The following is a 17,174-nucleotide window of genomic DNA, read 5'->3' as shown; positions in this document are numbered from 1 at the left end:
TACTGCATTTTCGAATTATACTGGTTCTCCTTTTTATAGGGCGGCATAAACAATTTATATATCAAATACATTGCAGTAAAACATTTAATTATTTTATATTTGTGGAGAATTGACATGGCCTTAACGATTAAGGGACTAAATACCGGCGTTATTCGTCACAATGATAAGTTTATCGCGCTGGCGCTTAAGGTGAAGTCACTGAGAAATAAAGAAACACTGCTTTTCTTTCCTGTGCTCGCGCTGCGAGACTTGTTGATCGGCCTTGAACACCGGCTTTATTTACAACACTCGCTTCCGGAACAAGAGCAGGAAAAACGCCAGAAAGCCAAAAGCAGTCATGTGCTTAAAATGCATGAGAATATTCCGGCAATACTCCGTGAAGAGCTGGAAAACGCCGATGTTAATCAGCGTGTTGAATCTTTAGCGTTGAGCGATAATACAGAAAAAGTATTAACCTTTACGTTAAAGCTGCACAATGGTAGCCATCTTGATTTACAGGTCGGTGAATGGCAGGTTGAAGTTCTGGTGATGGCTATTATTCACGCCATTAATAATGCCGAAATGCGTGAGCTCGCATTGCGTATTTCTTCAATGCTGGACTTTTTACCATTATACGATGCTGACTGCCTGGAAAACGGTAATATCGAATTCGATACCTATAACCAGCCTGACTGGAAACATAATCTGTATAACCATTATTTAGCGCTCGTTTATCGTTATACGGATGAGGCAGGACAATCGCATGATTGCGGCACCATCATTAAGACCCGTAGTCAGTCAGGCTCTAAAGAAGCTGAAGCGATATCACGCCGCTTGCTGAATTTCAGCCCGCGTCTTAAAAAGCTGGAAGGAAAACCGTGTAAGGTTTTTGTCAGAACGCTTGGAACCGGTAAAGCAGCGCGTCTGACGCAAGATCAATGCATGCGCGCGTTGCATAATCTACGCATGGCATCATCGCAGGAAAAACGCTAACCATATTGCCCTCTGAATCTTTCAGAGGGCGTTACGATTCAGACATATCAGTTCGGACATTTATAAACCTGGCCGTTCATCTCGCTGGCCGTCGGGACAAAACTGGACAACATGCCCTGCGACGGACTACTTACGCCATACAGCACGTTTCCACCCATCGCGGCCGCCTGATTACGCAGATCGTTCGCTGCGCCACGCATTGAGCCACCCTCTTCGCCGTGCTGGCCTGAAAACCAGTTACTCTGTTTACCGGTTGCCGTACCAATAAGCTGGCATTCCGCGCCTGGCTTATCTTCGACAAAGCGTACATTTTGGCCGGCAGCGGTAAGTTCGTTGCTGGAGCTACAACCCGCCATCAGCAGCGCGGCGCCAACGATCCCTGCTAAATATTTCACGTGCATGTTATTCCCCATAATCAATGAGCTGGACGTTTTGTCCGTATCTGAATCTTATACTAAAAAGATGACTAAAAGAAAAACCCCCGGTCATTTCTGCCCGGGGGTTTCTCAATTCTGGGAGATAAGCACCCAAATCATTCTGGTTGCAGGAAGGCGGCCAGTTTGTTAATCCCCAGTTACTTACTCAAGTAAGTGACTGGGGTTAGCCAACGCATCTACAGCCTGAAGGATGCAGGGTGTGGGCAATTACATCATGCCGCCCATACCACCCATACCACCCATGCCGCCAGCAGCGCCTAAATCAGGAGCATCGCTTTTCGGCAGGTCGGTCACCATGCACTCGGTAGTGATCATCAGACCAGCCACTGAAGCCGCGTACTGCAGCGCAGAACGGGTAACTTTGGTTGGGTCCAGGATACCCATATCGATCATGTTGCCGTATTCTTCAGTTGCTGCGTTGTAACCGTAGTTACCGTCGCCGCCTTTAACGGTGTTAGCGACAACAGACGGCTCTTCGCCGCAGTTCAGCACGATCTGACGCAGCGGAGCTTCCATTGCGCGCAGCGCAACTTTGATACCCACGTTCTGGTCTTCGTTCTGACCTTTCAGGTCAGCAATTTTAGAAGCAACGCGGATCAGCGCAACGCCACCACCAGCAACCACGCCTTCTTCTACCGCAGCACGGGTCGCGTGCAGGGCATCTTCAACGCGGGCTTTCTTCTCTTTCATTTCAACTTCGGTCGCAGCGCCAACTTTGATAACCGCAACGCCGCCTGCCAGTTTCGCTACGCGCTCCTGCAGTTTTTCACGATCGTAGTCGGAGGTCGCTTCTTCAATCTGCTGACGGATCTGAGCAACACGGCCCTGGATTGCAGCTTCTTCACCCACGCCATCGATGATGGTGGTGGTGTCTTTGTTGATCACAACGCGTTTCGCCTGACCCAGGTCTTCCAGGGTTGCTTTTTCCAGCTCCATACCGATCTCTTCAGAGATTACGGTACCGCCGGTCAGGGTAGCGATATCCTGCAGCATTGCTTTACGACGATCGCCGAAGCCAGGTGCCTTAACCGCAGCCACTTTCACGATGCCACGCATGGTGTTAACAACCAGGGTAGCCAGCGCTTCGCCTTCAACATCTTCAGCGATGATCAGCAGCGGTTTGCCTGCTTTTGCAACGGCTTCCAGAACCGGCAGCATTTCGCGGATGTTGGAGATTTTCTTATCAGCCAGCAGGATGAACGGGCTTTCCAGCTCTACTGCGCCAGTTTCCGGCTTGTTGATGAAGTAAGGAGACAGGTAGCCGCGGTCAAACTGCATACCTTCAACCACGTCCAGTTCGTCCTGCAGACCGGTACCGTCTTCAACGGTGATGACGCCTTCTTTACCGACTTTATCCATCGCTTCCGCGATCAGTTTACCTACGGTTTCGTCGGAGTTAGCGGAGATAGTACCTACCTGAGCAATCGCTTTAGAGTCGGAGCACGGTACGGACAGGGCTTTCAGCTCTTCAACCGCAGCAGCAACCGCTTTGTCGATACCACGTTTCAGGTCCATCGGGTTCATGCCCGCAGCAACGGCTTTCAGGCCTTCGGTAATGATGGACTGCGCCAGTACGGTCGCGGTGGTGGTGCCGTCGCCTGCAGCGTCGTTCGCTTTAGAGGCAACTTCTTTCACCATCTGCGCGCCCATGTTTTCAAACTTGTCTTCCAGCTCGATTTCACGCGCTACGGAAACACCATCTTTAGTGATAGTCGGCGCACCGAAAGATTTATCCAGAACCACGTTACGGCCTTTCGGACCGAGGGTTACTTTCACTGCATCTGCCAGTACGTTTACGCCGCGCAGCATTTTCACACGAGCGTCGTTACCGAATTTTACGTCTTTAGCTGCCATTTTCTCTTTCCCTTAAATTCGTATGTTCAGTGTCGTTCGCGGATTACGCTTCAACAATTGCCAGAATGTCGCTTTCAGACATGATCAACACTTCTTCATTGTCGATCTTTTCAGATTTCACACCGTAGCCATCGTTAAAAATAACGATGTCGCCAACTTTCACGTCCAGCGGCTGTACAGTACCGTTGTCCAGGATGCGACCCTTACCGACAGCGATGATTTCGCCACGAGTTGATTTACCCGCTGCGGAACCGGTCAGTACGATGCCGCCAGCAGATTTGGACTCAACTTCTTTACGTTTGACGATCACACGATCATGTAACGGACGAATACTCATTGATAGCTCTCCTTTGAGAAAGTCATTATCAGTTATGGGTGACGCCGGCCCGTAAACGGTTTCCCGGCTGGTGACCAGAGAGATGGGGATGGGGTTTTGCCCCTTCAAGGGGGGAGATGAAAAAAAATTCTTCTGAGCGAAAAAAGCGGTAAAAACGCTACTTATCTCACGTTTACCCAAGGTTTAGAACATCCTGCTATAAGAAAAGGCGTGTGTGATACGCTTAAAAATGCCTGTCGTCACCTGACGTTACAATGCCGCCGGATAATGAGCTGATGAATGAACTAAAAAAAGAGCTTGGGTTGGTTCAGGGCGTTATCTTGTTAACCACATCATTATTAGGGACTGGCGTTTTTGCGCTTCCGGAGCTGGCTGCGCTGGCGGCAGGCGACATCAGCCTTTGGGCATGGCCGCTGCTCATTATTTTGATTTTCCCTATTGCGATTGTCTTTGCTGTGCTGGGGCGTCATTTTCCACACGCTGGCGGCGTAGCGCATTTTGTCGGGATGGCATTTGGCCCGCGTCTGCAACGAGTGATCAGTTGGCTGTTTTTATCAGTCATTCCTGTTAGTTTTCCCGCAGCCTTGCATATTGCGGTGGGTTTCGGCCAGGCGCTGTTTGGCTGGCAAAGCGAACAGCTCTTATTTGGGGAGCTGGGTACTCTAGGTTTACTATGGTTTATGGGATCGCGCGGCGCCAACTCCAGCGCCAACCTGCAAGCCATTATCGCTGGATTAATTATCGCGCTTATTGCCGCCATTCTGTGGAAAGGCGCAATTAAACCTGCAGATATCACCTTCCCAACCGCAAACGAAATCACCTTTTCCCGACTGTGTACCGCCCTGGCGATCATGTTCTGGGGATTTGTGGGAATTGAGGCTTTTACGCATTTGTCGTCTGAATTTAAAAATCCTGAACGTGATTTTCCGCGCGCATTGATCATTGGCCTGATGCTGGCCGGCGCCATTTATTGGGCCTGTACCGCCGTGGTGCTGCATTTTGGCGTCTATAGCGACAAGATAGCGGCAACAGCATCGCTACCGCTTATTATTGTTCATCTCTTCGGTATCCAGGCGTTGTGGGTAGCCTGCATTATTGGTTATCTCACCTGCTTTGCCAGCCTGAATGTGTATGCTCAGAGTTTTGCGCGTCTGATATGGACGCAAATGCAATATCAGCCCGATCACTATCTGGCTCAACTCTCTCCCGGGCGCCTTCCCCTGCACGCGTTGAACGTTATTCTGGTCTGTTGTTGCGTGAGTTCCCTGGTCGTCTACGCCCTGAAGATTAACCTCAATGCGCTGATCGTCTATGCTAACGGTATTTTTATTATGCTCTATCTGCTTTGTATGCTGGCGGGCTGTCGACTGTTGAAAGGGCGTTGCTATGCACTGGCGGTGACGGGTTGTCTACTGTGCCTGTTATTGCTGGCAATGCTGGGGTGGAAAAGCTTATATGCCATTATCATGCTGGCTGCATTATGGCTGTTTTTACCGAAGCGAAAACGCATGGCGTAAGACGCATCCGCTGGCCGGATAACGCCTCGTGCGACTTATCCGACCAACATTTCTACCTTTAATCCCGACGATCGTCTTTATGTTCAATACGATCGCGATCGTCATCTTTACGCTGATACTCGCCGTCAAATGTTTCGCCACCGCCAGTACCCGCGCTAAATCCGCCGCCCGGCATCCGGGAAAAACGTAAATGCGGCAGCAACTTCAGCGTCAAATGTTTTTGCACTGGCGGTAACAAAAGGAGAAGGCCGAGAAAATCGGTGAAAAATCCCGGCAACAGGAGCAGTAAGCCAGCGATGATCAGCGATACACTCTTAATCATTTCTGCCGCCGGGCTCTCACCGGCCGCCATTTTTTGTTGCATCAGCAAAAAGTTTTTAAAACCCTGGTTACGTACCAGCGACATACCGATAACAGACGTAAAAATCACCAGGATTAGCGTCATCAGGACGCCAAGCACATGGGCGACCTGGATAAAGATAGAAATCTCAATGTAAACATAGAGAAAGACAGCTAAAAAGGGTATCCAGCGCAAAGGACTCTCCTGTAAGTCATGGCCGTCTGCGACGACCATTTGAATGGGGTTGCGATTCGCATCGATCCGATATGGTGGTGCGTAGCAAAATTTCAAGTGGTTTGTACACCTATTTTAGGTAGTAATACTAAAGCGGTGACCTATTTCACAAAATAATAAATAAGGGGTAAATTCCCGCACTTTAAGTGATCCAGATTACGGTAGGAATTCTGAACCAGCATATGATCTCGTTTATCAGGCCGATGGAGGGGATAATCGTCGGTCAGAAAACATTCGAAATCACATATATCCTGTGTGTTTTAAAGTAAAAATCATTGGCAGCTTGAAAAAGAAGGTTCACATGTCAAACAACATTCGTATCGAAGAAGATCTGTTGGGTACCAGGGAAGTTCCAGCTGAAGCCTACTATGGTGTTCACACTCTGAGAGCGATTGAAAACTTCTACATTAGCAATAACAAAATCAGCGACATCCCTGAATTTGTGCGTGGCATGGTTATGGTAAAAAAAGCGGCGGCGCTGGCCAACAAAGAGCTGCAAACCATTCCTAAGAGTGTGGCGAACGCCATCATTGCCGCATGTGATGAAGTCCTTAACAACGGTAAGTGCATGGACCAGTTCCCGGTAGATGTCTATCAGGGCGGCGCGGGCACTTCCGTCAACATGAATACCAACGAAGTGCTGGCCAACATCGGGCTGGAACTGATGGGTCATCAGAAAGGTGAATATCAGTACCTGAACCCGAACGACCACGTGAATAAATGTCAATCCACTAACGATGCCTATCCGACAGGCTTCCGTGTAGCGGTTTACGCCTCTATCGTCAAACTGATCGATGCCATCAACCAGTTGCGTGAAGGTTTCGAACGTAAAGCGGTTGAATTCCAGGACATCCTGAAAATGGGTCGTACCCAGTTGCAGGACGCCGTACCGATGACGCTTGGTCAAGAATTCCGTGCGTTCAGCATCCTGCTGAAAGAAGAAGTGAAAAGCATCGAGCGTACTGCTGAGCTGCTGCTGGAAGTCAACCTTGGCGCAACGGCAATCGGTACCGGTCTGAACACGCCGAAAGAATACTCTCCGCTGGCGGTGAAAAAACTGGCTGAAGTCACTGGTTTCGCCTGTGTTCCGGCGGAAGATCTGATTGAGGCGACATCTGACTGTGGCGCGTATGTTATGGTTCACAGCGCGCTGAAACGTCTGGCAGTGAAGATGTCCAAAATCTGTAACGACCTGCGCTTGCTCTCTTCTGGTCCTCGTGCCGGCCTGAACGAGATCAACCTGCCGGAACTGCAGGCGGGCTCTTCCATCATGCCAGCCAAAGTGAACCCGGTTGTACCAGAAGTCGTAAACCAGGTATGCTTTAAAGTCATCGGTAACGACACCACCGTTACGATGGCGGCGGAAGCCGGTCAGTTGCAGTTGAACGTTATGGAGCCGGTTATCGGTCAGGCGATGTTCGAATCCATCCACATTCTGAGCAACGCGTGCTACAACCTGCTGGAAAAATGCGTTAACGGCATTACCGCGAATAAAGAAGTGTGCGAAGGGTACGTTTATAACTCCATCGGTATCGTCACTTACCTCAACCCGTTCATCGGCCACCACAACGGCGACATCGTCGGTAAAATCTGTGCTGAAACCGGTAAGAGCGTACGTGAAGTTGTGCTGGAGCGCGGCCTGTTAACGGAAGCCGAGCTGGACGATATTTTCTCCGTACAGAACTTGATGCACCCGGCTTATAAAGCTAAACGTTATACTGATGAAAGCGAACAGTAATCGTACAGGGTAGTACCAAAGAGGCACGTCACGATGACGTGCCTTTTTTCTTACAAGAAGTTACCAAATAACAACAATTTAATATCAACTTGTTAAACAACAAGGAAGGCTAATATGATAGTTGTCGAACTTATCATTGTTTTGCTGGCAATCTTTTTGGGCGCCAGACTTGGGGGCATCGGTATTGGATTCGCAGGTGGGCTGGGTGTTCTGGTACTTGCCGCCATCGGCGTGAAGCCAGGGACAATTCCATTCGATGTCATTTCCATCATCATGGCGGTTATCGCCGCGATCTCTGCTATGCAGGTCGCGGGCGGTCTGGATTATTTGGTAAACCAGACGGAAAAACTGCTGCGTAAGAACCCGAAATACATCACTATCCTCGCACCGATTGTGACCTATTTCCTGACTATTTTTGCTGGTACCGGGAACATTTCCCTGGCAACGCTGCCGGTTATTGCTGAAGTCGCGAAGGAGCAGGGAATCAAACCTTGCCGTCCGCTCTCGACCGCCGTGGTATCCGCGCAGATTGCGATTACCGCCTCGCCGATTTCTGCGGCCGTGGTGTATATGTCTTCTGTTATGGAAGGTCATGGCATTAGCTACATTCACCTGCTGTCCGTGGTTATCCCCTCTACGCTGCTGGCGGTGCTGGTGATGTCCTTCCTGGTCACGATGCTGTTCAACTCCAAACTGTCGGACGACCCGATTTACCGCAAGCGTCTGGAAGAAGGGCTGATTGAACTGCGTGGTGAAAAGCAGATTGAAATCAAACCGATGGCAAAAAATTCCGTCTGGCTGTTCCTGCTGGGCGTTATCTGCGTGGTTGTTTATGCGATTGTCAACAGTCCGAGCCTCGGCCTGGTTGAAAAACCGCTGATGAACACCACCAACGCTATTTTGATCATCATGTTGAGCGTCGCAACGCTGACCACCATCCTGTGTAAAGTGGAAACTGACGCCATCCTCAACTCCAGCACCTTTAAAGCAGGGATGAGCGCCTGTATCTGTATTCTGGGCGTGGCGTGGCTGGGCGATACCTTCGTATCCGCTAACATCGACTGGATCAAAGACACTGCGGGTAGCGTCATCCAGGGTCATCCGTGGCTGCTGGCCGTCATCTTCTTCTTTGCTTCCGCGCTGCTCTACTCTCAGGCGGCAACGGCGAAAGCGCTGATGCCGATGGCGCTGGCGCTGAACGTCTCTCCGCTGACGGCAGTCGCTTCCTTCGCCGCCGTTTCCGGCCTGTTCATTCTGCCGACCTACCCGACTCTGGTTGCGGCGGTACAGATGGATGACACCGGTACAACCCGTATCGGTAAATTCGTCTTTAACCACCCGTTCTTCATCCCAGGCACCCTGGGCGTCGTTCTGGCTGTCTGCTTCGGCTTCCTGCTGGGCAGCTTTATGCTGTAAGTGTTTCACCCGCGGGGCGTATCACGCCCCGCATTCTCCCGCCCTTTGACTAACATCCTGCCCTCGTCCGTTGTATAGTGACCGTTCACTTGCGGGTCTTTTTGTTCTTTCGAGGTGTTTATGCTTGATGTTAAGAGTCAGGATATTTCCATCCCCGAGGCCGTTGTGGTGCTTTGTACCGCCCCGGATGAAGCTACCGCCCAGGATCTGGCCGCCAAAGTGCTGTCGGAAAAACTGGCCGCCTGCGCCACCCTCCTCCCCGGCGCGACATCGCTGTACTACTGGGAAGGCAAACTGGAGCAGGAGTATGAAGTTCAAATGATCTTAAAAACCACCGTTTCACATCAGCAAGCGCTTATCGACTGCCTGAAGTCTCATCACCCGTATCAAACGCCTGAACTTCTGGTTTTACCTGTTACTCACGGAGATACTGATTACCTCTCATGGCTCAACGCATCTTTACGCTGATCCTGCTGCTGTGCAGCACATCCGCCTTCGCCGGATTATTCGACGCGCCGGGTCGCTCGCAGTTCGTCCCTGCCGACCGGGCGTTTGTTTTTGATTTTCAGCAAAATCAACACGATCTTACCCTCTCCTGGCAGGTAAAAGAGGGTTACTACCTTTACCGTAAACAAATTAGTATCACGCCGACGAAAGCGGATATCGCCGCAGTCCAACTCCCGGCAGGCGTCTGGCATGAAGATGAGTTCTACGGAAAAAGCGAAATCTACCGTAAGCGGCTAAACGTTCCAGTAACGGTTAACCAGGCGGCGGCTGGCGCGACATTAACGGTAACGTACCAGGGGTGCGCCGATGCGGGATTCTGTTATCCGCCGGAAACGAAAACGGTGCCGCTAAGTGAAGTCGCCGCGGCAATAGACGCCACGCCGACGCCTGCTGTCACCCAGACGGGTGAGACGTCAAAACCCGCCGCCCAGCTACCTTTTTCCGCGATCTGGGCTCTGCTGATCGGCATCGGCATCGCCTTTACGCCCTGCGTTTTACCCATGTATCCGCTGATTTCCGGTATTGTCCTGGGGGGAAGGCAACGTTTGTCGACGGGGCGCGCACTGCTGCTGGCCTTTATCTATGTACAAGGGATGGCGCTGACCTATACCGCACTGGGTCTGGTCGTCGCCGCGGCGGGATTACAGTTTCAGGCGGCGCTGCAGCACCCTTATGTGTTAATCGGCCTTGCCACCGTGTTCACCCTGCTTGCGTTGTCGATGTTTGGCCTGTTCACACTACAGCTCCCCTCCTCACTGCAAACCCGGCTGACATTAATGAGTAATCGTCAGCAAGGCGGCTCGCCCGGCGGCGTTTTTGTTATGGGGGCGATTGCCGGATTAATTTGCTCGCCCTGCACTACAGCGCCGTTAAGCGCGATCCTGCTTTATATCGCTCAGAGCGGCAACATGTGGCTGGGCGGCGGTACGCTGTATTTGTATGCATTAGGTATGGGTCTGCCGCTAATGCTGGTCACCGTGTTTGGCAACCGCCTGCTACCGAAAAGCGGCCCGTGGATGGCGCATGTCAAAACCGCTTTTGGTTTCGTGATCCTCGCGTTACCGGTCTTTTTACTGGAGCGGATTATTGGCGAGGCTTGGGGTTTACGTCTGTGGTCGCTGCTGGGCGTCGCTTTCTTTGGTTGGGCCTTTATCACCAGCCTTCAGGCCAGACGAGCGTGGATGCGTATCGTACAGATTATCCTGCTGGCGGCTGCGCTCATTAGCGTGCGGCCTCTACAGGATTGGGCGTTCGGATCGCCATCCGCGCAAGCTCCAGCGCACCTCAATTTCACGGCTATTTCTACCGTGGACGAACTCAATCAGGCGCTGGCGCAGGCCAAAGGCAAACCCGTTATGCTGGATTTCTACGCCGACTGGTGCGTGGCCTGTAAAGAGTTTGAAAAGTATACCTTCAGCGATCCGCGGGTCCAGCAGGCGCTCGGCGACACGGTGCTCTTGCAGGCTAACGTCACCGCTAACAATGCGCAGGATGTCGCGCTGTTAAAGCATCTGCAAGTCCTCGGGCTGCCCACCATTCTGTTCTTTAATGCCCAAGGCCAGGAACAGCCGCAATCGCGAGTCACCGGCTTTATGGACGCCGCCACCTTTAGCGCGCATTTGCACGATCGCCAACCGTGAGCGACACTTGCAAAAGCAAAGACGGAGGAGAATACCGTGCAACGTGAAGATATTCTGGGAGAAGCCCTGAAATTACTGGAGACGCAAGGGATAGCCGATACTACGCTGGAAATGGTGGCGGAGCGCGTAAATCGCCCACTCGACACATTACAGCGTTTCTGGCCAGATAAAGAAGCCATTTTATATGACGCGCTACGTTATCTGAGTCAGCAGGTAGATATCTGGCGACGCCAGCTTCTTCTTGATGAGACGCTTTCTGCTGAACAAAAGCTACTGGCACGCTACAGCGCGCTCTCGGAATGTGTCAGTAATAACCGTTATCCCGGTTGCTTGTTCATTGCCGCCTGTACGTTTTATCCCGATCCAACCCATCCTATTCACCAACTGGCTAATCAACAAAAACGCACGGCACATGATTTTACCCATGAACTACTGACCACGCTGGAAATTGACGATCCGGCGATGGTTGCAAGGCAGATGGAGCTGGTGTTGGAAGGTTGTCTCAGCCGAATGCTGGTCAACCGCAGTCAGGCTGATGTAGATACCGCTCAGCGGTTGGCGGAAGATATTCTGCGTTTTGCACAGTGCCGCCAGGGTGGGGCGCTCACCTGACGGGGTACTGATTTTATGCATTTTGCCTGAAAAGCAGGCAGTCAGCGCGATTTTATCACTTTTTTCGTGTAAAGCCGTTGACGACCGCGCGCCTTTACGGTTTAATGCGCCCCGTTGCCCGGATAGCTCAGTCGGTAGAGCAGGGGATTGAAAATCCCCGTGTCCTTGGTTCGATTCCGAGTCCGGGCACCAAATTCATATCAACGGACCTCTACGGAGGTCCGTTTTTGTTTGTATATCCCCAGTAAAATCAACACACCCCAGCCTGTCCACTTCAACTGAACTCAATCAGCTTCTACCCACTTCAATCCCCTTGCGAGGGTACAAATGAGGGTATAGTCTGATTCGATAATATTTGTACCCTCAACATAATGTAGGAAACCCGTCATGGCATTAACCGATGCAAAGATCCGGGCTGCCAAACCGGATGAAAAACCCTACAAACTGGCAGATACTGGCAACATGCATCTGCTGGTTCACCCTAACGGCTCGCGCTACTGGCGGCTACGCTACCGCCATCAGGGAAAAGAGAAAACGCTGGCGCTTGGCCTCTATCCCGATATCTCACTGTCTGAAGCTCGCTCATTGCGCGATGAAGCCAGAAAACTCATCGCACAGGGTATCGATCCCTGTGAACAAAAACGGGCTAAAAAATCGGACTCCGAGGCATCGGATACCTTTGAAACTATCGCCCGTCGGTGGCACGCCAGCAACAAGAAGTGGTCTGAAGCACACCGGGCCAAAGTGCTGACCAGCCTGGAGACACATGTATTTCCTTCTATCGGCTCGCGGGATATCAAGACGCTGAAAACCCCCGATCTTCTCGTCCCGGTGAAAGAGGCTGAGGCAAAGGAGATTTATGAAACGGCATCGCGCCTGCAACAACGTATCTCAGCAGTCATGCGATATGCGGCGCAGTCGGGCATCATTGACTATAACCCGGCGATTGATATGGCCGGAGCACTGGCAACCGTCGAACGTGAGCATCGCCCTGCCCTTCCGCTTCATCGCCTGTCAGAACTGATTACCCGCATTGATGTTTACAAAGGGCAACCTCTTACCCGGCTGGCTGTAGAACTCACTCTGTTGATATTCATTCGTTCCAGTGAGTTACGCTTCGCCCGCTGGTCTGAGATTGATTTTAAGAAATCCATGTGGGTGATACCGCCCAAGCGTGAGCTAATCCCCGACGTGAAGTTTTCTGAACGTGGTTCAAAGATGAAAACACCGCACATGGTTCCGCTTTCCAGTCAGGCGCTGGAGATCCTGAAACAGATAAAACAAATCAGTGGTGAATATGACCTGATATTCACTGGCGACCGCGATCCGTATAAACCGATGAGTGAAAACACGGTCAATACAGCCTTACGGGTGATGGGATATAACACGAAAGTTGAGGTCTGCGGCCACGGCTTTCGCACGATGGCCTGTAGCTCTTTGATTGAATCGGGACTGTGGTCGAAAGATGCTGTAGAGCGCCAGATGAGCCATCAGGAGCGTAACGGTGTACGTGCTGCATATATCCATAAAGCGGAGTTTATCGACGAGCGTAAACTGATGCTGCAATGGTGGGCAGACTTTCTTGATGCTAACCGGGAGGAAACAATTAGCCCATTTGATTTTGCGAAGGTTCAGGGGCGGTAGTATGGTTGAGTATTATACAGATTAATTGCAAATCAAATTTGACTTGACGGTGCTCTGTTAGAAGGATCAAAAGCGGAGAATTTTCCGCTTAACGGCTTTAGTTCCTTAGTTAACAATTCTAAACGTTGCTAAGGAACTATTTCAAAATTTTGATTGAACTAACATTTAATAGAGCTTTGGTCTTATGGTGACCAGTGCGCCCGAAGAAGACTTCTCCTTCCACCTTTACGTATTTTCCGAGTATATCTAGACGGTTATCATACATATCTGTAGGTACGCATAATTGAAACATACACGATGAGCCATTCTCATATAACTCACCATTTTCCATGCTTCGCCCTATCAACGTAATTGATGCATTAGTATAGAGAATCCAGTAGAACTGTGGTTCGTCACCATCATTTATTGATTCATAATTTGGTGGTCCGGGGAACACTTCATCTCGAACTTTTCCATACAGGGTAGTTATCTGCCCATCTAACAACTCTTTAGGAAGACTTGATTTCTTTTCAAATCTTGAGTTTTTTGATCTGAACAATCGACGTCGAGTATTTTGAGATAGTAGAAAACTCACAACAGCAATGATGATTGAGCTTATAACTCCAATCCCCTGCCAAGTTGCGCTGGATAAAAATTCAATCAAAATAAACTCCTTTTTAACCAGATCTCATTTCTGGTACAAGATCTAAAATAAAATTAGGTCTTTGCCAGATCCACATCCGTATAAGATTGGATCTGAACTAATACGCATCATACTAATTAATCAACTTATAGTATCATGTTAATTATTTATAGATGAATCAATGTGATGTAGTGCAGATTTATTTTTCATTATAGTGATTGCTTCATCGATAGTTTGCACATCGAATCGTGTAGATTCTCGTTTATCCCCACGGACTACTTTTCGTGCTTTGGAACAGGAAATATTTTCACACCAAGCTAATGCCTCAATGAGATCATTATCATTCATTTTTATATCGAGAAAGACGAGTCTTTCTTCAAGAGTTTGGAACTCATTAGTGTTACGTTGATTGTTCGATTCGAGATTTGTTAAACGTGTTTCAACATTAGCAACTTTTCCCTTTACTTGTAAAACATCTTCGGCCAATTTTTCGTGTTTTACAATAGTATCTGCAAGCATACGAGAGTTTTGAGCTAATATTTCGGCCATTTGTGCAAATGCAGACCCTTTTGCTTCAGGAGGCGCAGGATAAACACCATGCCTTGTTAGAGAAGGGATTACTTCATGGAAAAGCCATTTTTGGAATCGCTTACCAGCAGCACTTCTATCGCTGGACATAACTCTATAAAGTCCGGGTTGTGTAACAAAGATTTCCTTCTCACCTTCGAATACTCCATTATTTACATCCAGCGCTTTATACTCATCAACATCCAATGCTTCCAGTTGTGCTTTAATAAGTCCGATCATTGACTTTGTTGCGTAGCGTGAATTTATTTCTCTATTTTCTTTATTTAAAGTGATTAATATATCTTTTAAAGAAATATATAAAATATCGGAAATAATCGTAGTTCTAATGTCACTTTCACCAGTTTCACCTTTGTAACATATATTCATCAGATTATTATTCATAAATTCCCTTAAAAATATTTCAGCAGTAGCACAAGTATAAATTCTCAACAGTATACTCTCCACTGTTCAGGCACGGAAGTATGTAGTGCATACAAATGCCAGAAAAAACCCTTTAAGTTCAATGTAGTTGGTTACCTACTCTCAACCAGGCAATGTTTGAAGCCTTTTTGCTTTTTAACAAACTGAAATCAGGAGAATTATAAAATGACCACGATATGCCCGGAATGCGGTTCTGACCGCGTAAGTGAACGTCATATTGGCAGGAAGACGGGAAGTATTGCCGGAGGTGTGGCTGGCGCTCTCAGTGGTGCGGGGACTGGTGCTGCGATTGGCTCAGTTTTGCCTGTAGTGGGGACAGCGGCAGGGGCGGTTATTGGTGCTCTGTTAGGACGGTTTGTCGCCGGGGCAACGGCTGGAGCTGTTACGGGTTCAGCTATGGATGGGGTGCTGTTTGACAGGTATGAGTGTCGGAACTGCGGGCATACATTCGATTGATTATATTGATATTTATTGTTGTTTCTTGCTCCTGTAATTTTCTCTCTCCCTTTTCACTTCTTCTTTACCATCCTCATTAATTGATCAGTGCCGTCGATCAGTTCGCTATCTTTAATTGATATTGGTGATTAATTAATTGATATCGATCGTTTTTATCAATAGATAAAACAGATCGATTTTGCCATTTCGATCGGTATTAACAATTTTACACACTTCAGCCTTCCTGAAAAGATCACAAAAATTTGCCTTCAATCAGGCAATTGCCTGCCGGGAATTTGAGAAGTCGTTCGATGATTTTCGCAGCAAGATTTTTATCTGAAGTAGTTAATAAAGAGAGGGAGCAAGAAGAATATGTGGATGGACAACACCGATAAGACAGGTAGCAACCCAATAAAGGATGCAGTGGACATTTTACCTGAGGGGATCAGAAAAATCGTTCTCGGCAGACTGAATGAGATCGTCGGTTATGAACCCCGAATTGGCATTATGGGTAAAACCGGCTCAGGTAAATCGAGCCTGTGCAATGCCATTTTCAAAGGGGAGGAATGCCCGGTCAGTGATGTGGGAGCCTGTACCCGTGAAATAAAGGAAGTGCGTATCCAGTTCGGGAAACGTTCTCTTTATCTGGTGGATATTCCCGGCGTGGGTGAAAGCGCCGAACGTGATAGTGAGTACGAAAATCTCTATAGCGGATTGATGCCAAAACTCGACCTGATTCTGTGGGTTATAAAAGGGGATGATCGCGTTCTGGCCCCCGATGAGCGGTTCTACAAAGAAGTGCTTATCCCCGCCGGGGGTAAATCAAAAACGCTGTTTGTTCTTAATCAGGTGGACAAAATCGAGCCGTTCCGGGAATGGGATGAGCAGAATTGTTGTCCCTCCCCCCGTCAGATGAACAATATCGCTGAGAAGAAAGAGTACATCAGTCAGTACCTTGGTTTTCCTGAACATCCGATTGTCGCTGTATCAGCCAATGAGGGTTACAACGTGACTAATCTGGTTGAGGAAATGGTCCGGGCGCTCCCAAAGCACGCACAAAGCTCAGTAGCGGCTCAGGTCAAAGAGGAGCACAAAACAGAAAAGGTCATCGAAGAAGCCACCGACGGTTTCGGAGACACCGTAGATCGGGTTATTGATGAAATCATTGATATGGCTCCTATTCCTAAACCTGTCGCAACACTGGCTAAGGCAGCCAAAAAACTGGTGGTGGAAGGAATTAAGAAAACCTGGAGTTTTTTCTTTGGGTAACGTTATTCCGCCACCTGAATTTAAAAGGGCTTTAGTTATTTATAGGAGAGTTAATATGAAAAAACTTACTCTTAGTGTTATGTTTATTTCTGTTGTTAAAATAATAAATTAAGGAGTTGTTGCATGAAAATTATAACACGTATTAACCAATTGGTTTTGGTATCCATGTTATCTGTATTTAGTTGTCAGAGTTTAGCATCTGACTCACCAATAAAAGTAGATGTTGGGGGGGATACACTTAAAGTTGGCCCTAATTATTTACCTATTTGGAGCTACAATATCACTAGTATGGAAGATGAGGTCATTATTACTTCAATAGTTGTTAATCGCGGTAATTGCCTGCCTTCGATTGCAGGTCGTGGAAACAACATGAATAAAAGGCTTGGGTATGGTGAAACATTTACATTTACTATTCCAACAAATAAAAATTATACTCAGTGTAAACCACTTGAGTTGATAGTTGGTACTCCTAATGGTTCATTAAAATACACTTGGTAATTAAATGCGTTTGCATGAAGTGTAATATGACTGGATGGAAAATATCCACCACATCCAATTCACAACAATTAAATATTGCATTTAAAATGGATAT

General features: G+C 48.6%; 16 protein-coding genes and 1 tRNA gene. 11 read left to right on the top strand and 6 right to left on the bottom strand.

The window, feature by feature from the left end:
• The first annotated feature begins 114 nt into the window (after positions 1-114).
• The gene (locus NA389_RS04680) at positions 115-972 is read left to right on the top strand and encodes a YjeJ family protein (RefSeq protein ID WP_001229227.1); all 858 of its coding nucleotides are present in this window, start codon (positions 115-117) and stop codon (positions 970-972) included.
• 47 nt (positions 973-1,019) lie between these two features.
• Here NA389_RS04680 and NA389_RS04675 read toward each other — a convergent pair whose 3' ends face one another.
• From NA389_RS04675 to NA389_RS04665, 3 genes are all read right to left on the bottom strand, one after another.
• Positions 1,020-1,373 carry a DUF4156 domain-containing protein gene (locus tag NA389_RS04675; RefSeq protein WP_000558210.1) on the bottom strand — a complete coding sequence of 118 codons (354 nt, stop codon included), beginning with the start codon at positions 1,371-1,373 and terminating at the stop codon, positions 1,020-1,022.
• A gap of 243 nt (positions 1,374-1,616) precedes the next feature.
• Positions 1,617-3,263 (bottom strand): chaperonin GroEL, encoded by a 1,647-nt coding sequence (gene groL, locus NA389_RS04670; RefSeq protein WP_000729126.1) that lies wholly within the window; start codon positions 3,261-3,263, stop codon positions 1,617-1,619.
• Between the two features lie 43 nt (positions 3,264-3,306).
• A complete protein-coding gene (locus tag NA389_RS04665) occupies positions 3,307-3,600 on the bottom strand; it encodes a co-chaperone GroES (protein ID WP_000027827.1) in 294 nt (97 codons plus the stop codon).
• 275 nt (positions 3,601-3,875) lie between these two features.
• On the opposite strand from NA389_RS04665, the gene yjeH reads away from it, so the two are divergent.
• A complete protein-coding gene (gene yjeH / locus NA389_RS04660; protein ID WP_031607739.1) occupies positions 3,876-5,117 on the top strand; it encodes an L-methionine/branched-chain amino acid transporter in 1,242 nt (413 codons plus the stop codon).
• A 58-nt stretch (positions 5,118-5,175) separates the two neighbouring features.
• Here the strand turns inward: yjeH and NA389_RS04655 are convergent, their stop codons facing one another.
• The gene (locus tag NA389_RS04655) at positions 5,176-5,652 is read right to left on the bottom strand and encodes an FxsA family protein (RefSeq protein WP_001267291.1); all 477 of its coding nucleotides are present in this window, start codon (positions 5,650-5,652) and stop codon (positions 5,176-5,178) included.
• A gap of 340 nt (positions 5,653-5,992) precedes the next feature.
• Between NA389_RS04655 and aspA the strand changes: the two genes are divergently transcribed.
• The 7 genes from aspA (at position 5,993) to NA389_RS04620 (ending at position 13,248) form a co-directional block, all read left to right on the top strand.
• Positions 5,993-7,429: an aspartate ammonia-lyase gene (gene aspA, locus NA389_RS04650; protein WP_000069440.1), complete on the top strand. Its 1,437-nt coding sequence runs from the start codon at positions 5,993-5,995 to the stop codon at positions 7,427-7,429.
• A gap of 114 nt (positions 7,430-7,543) precedes the next feature.
• A complete protein-coding gene (dcuA, locus tag NA389_RS04645; RefSeq protein ID WP_000637595.1) occupies positions 7,544-8,845 on the top strand; it encodes an anaerobic C4-dicarboxylate transporter DcuA in 1,302 nt (433 codons plus the stop codon).
• A 120-nt stretch (positions 8,846-8,965) separates the two neighbouring features.
• The gene (cutA, locus tag NA389_RS04640; RefSeq protein ID WP_061377953.1) at positions 8,966-9,313 is read left to right on the top strand and encodes a divalent cation tolerance protein CutA; all 348 of its coding nucleotides are present in this window, start codon (positions 8,966-8,968) and stop codon (positions 9,311-9,313) included.
• Positions 9,289-10,992 carry a protein-disulfide reductase DsbD gene (locus NA389_RS04635; protein WP_000068889.1) on the top strand — a complete coding sequence of 568 codons (1,704 nt, stop codon included), beginning with the start codon at positions 9,289-9,291 and terminating at the stop codon, positions 10,990-10,992. The genes cutA and NA389_RS04635 overlap by 25 nt, the downstream gene beginning before the upstream one ends.
• Positions 10,993-11,028: 36 nt before the next feature.
• Positions 11,029-11,604, top strand: a complete 576-nt coding sequence (locus tag NA389_RS04630) for a transcriptional regulator (RefSeq protein ID WP_001188511.1) — start codon at positions 11,029-11,031, stop codon at positions 11,602-11,604.
• Positions 11,605-11,720: 116 nt separating this feature from the next.
• A tRNA-Phe gene (locus tag NA389_RS04625) sits at positions 11,721-11,796 on the top strand.
• 195 nt (positions 11,797-11,991) lie between these two features.
• The gene (locus NA389_RS04620; RefSeq protein WP_001218762.1) at positions 11,992-13,248 is read left to right on the top strand and encodes a tyrosine-type recombinase/integrase; all 1,257 of its coding nucleotides are present in this window, start codon (positions 11,992-11,994) and stop codon (positions 13,246-13,248) included.
• Positions 13,249-13,384: 136 nt separating this feature from the next.
• Here the strand turns inward: NA389_RS04620 and NA389_RS04615 are convergent, their stop codons facing one another.
• Both NA389_RS04615 and NA389_RS04610 read right to left on the bottom strand, forming a co-directional pair.
• Positions 13,385-13,891, bottom strand: coding sequence for a DUF4431 domain-containing protein (locus NA389_RS04615; protein WP_000569127.1), 507 nt, complete (start codon positions 13,889-13,891; stop codon positions 13,385-13,387).
• Positions 13,892-14,029: 138 nt separating this feature from the next.
• A complete protein-coding gene (locus tag NA389_RS04610; protein WP_001063607.1) occupies positions 14,030-14,839 on the bottom strand; it encodes a BRO-N domain-containing protein in 810 nt (269 codons plus the stop codon).
• An 852-nt stretch (positions 14,840-15,691) separates the two neighbouring features.
• On the opposite strand from NA389_RS04610, the gene NA389_RS04605 reads away from it, so the two are divergent.
• On the top strand, positions 15,692-16,582 hold the full coding sequence (locus tag NA389_RS04605) for a GTPase family protein (protein WP_000370573.1): 891 nt from the start codon (positions 15,692-15,694) through the stop codon (positions 16,580-16,582).
• Positions 16,583-16,705: 123 nt separating this feature from the next.
• A complete protein-coding gene (locus NA389_RS04600) occupies positions 16,706-17,080 on the top strand; it encodes a hypothetical protein (protein ID WP_024134667.1) in 375 nt (124 codons plus the stop codon).
• Positions 17,081-17,174 lie beyond the last annotated feature (94 nt).

It is taken from the genome of Salmonella sp. NW645, from assembly GCF_051703725.1.
Taxonomy (GTDB): domain Bacteria; phylum Pseudomonadota; class Gammaproteobacteria; order Enterobacterales; family Enterobacteriaceae; genus Salmonella; species Salmonella enterica.
This window is presented reverse-complemented; position numbering and strand designations above follow the sequence as displayed.